This window comes from Vibrio sp. 1249-1, from assembly GCF_033340495.1.
Genome location: NZ_JAWOWJ010000231.1, coordinates 1 through 923, shown reverse-complemented (window position 1 = coordinate 923; position 923 = coordinate 1). Strand labels below are relative to the sequence as shown.

General features: G+C 48.9%; 1 protein-coding gene. It reads left to right on the top strand.

Annotated features, from left to right (window positions below; all coding sequences use genetic code 11):
• A partial coding sequence (gene radA / locus R7Z50_RS25465; protein ID WP_318149472.1) for a DNA repair protein RadA occupies positions 1 to 923 on the top strand: 923 nt, incomplete at both ends.

The following is a 923-nucleotide window of genomic DNA, read 5'->3' as shown; positions in this document are numbered from 1 at the left end:
CTATGTGTACGTTATCAGGGCTGATGCCGACACTTTACGTTACGGGTGAGGAATCGCTTCAACAGGTTGCGATGCGCGCGTCTCGTCTTGGTCTGCCAAAAGAGCACCTGAAGATGCTATCAGAAACCAACGTCGATAAAATTTGCCAAATTGCAGAGAAAGAGCAGCCCAGAATTATGGTGATTGACTCGATTCAGGTTATGCACGTTTCTGATGTTCAATCGTCACCGGGCAGTGTTGCTCAGGTGCGAGAATCTGCGACGGCACTGACGCGATACGCAAAACAGAACAATGTTGCGGTATTTATTGTTGGTCACGTAACGAAAGATGGTACTCTTGCCGGCCCTAAAGTCCTTGAGCACATTATTGACTGTTCTGTCTTGCTTGATGGCGGAACAGATAGTCGTTTCCGTACACTGCGCAGCCACAAAAACCGTTTTGGTGCGGTAAATGAATTAGGCGTGTTTGCGATGACGGGGCAGGGACTGAAAGAAGTAAGTAACCCATCGGCGATTTTCCTTTCTCGTGGCGAAGAAGAGACGTCAGGATCTTCGGTCATGGTTGTGTGGGAAGGTACACGTCCTCTATTAGTAGAGATTCAAGCGCTGGTGGACTACTCGCAATTGGCAAACCCTCGTCGCGTAGCGGTTGGTTTGGAGCAGAATCGTCTCTCCTTATTATTAGCCGTACTGCATAAGCACGGTGGTCTGCAAATGGCCGATCAAGACGTGTTTGTGAATGTAGTCGGCGGCGTTAAGGTAACAGAAACCAGTGCGGATCTTGCTTTAGTGATGGCGTTACTATCAAGCTTTCGCGATCGTCCGTTGCCAAAAGATGTAGTGGTATTTGGCGAAGTTGGTTTAGCTGGCGAGATTCGTCCGGTACCTAGTGGTCAAGAGCGTTTGAACGAGGCATTTAAGCAC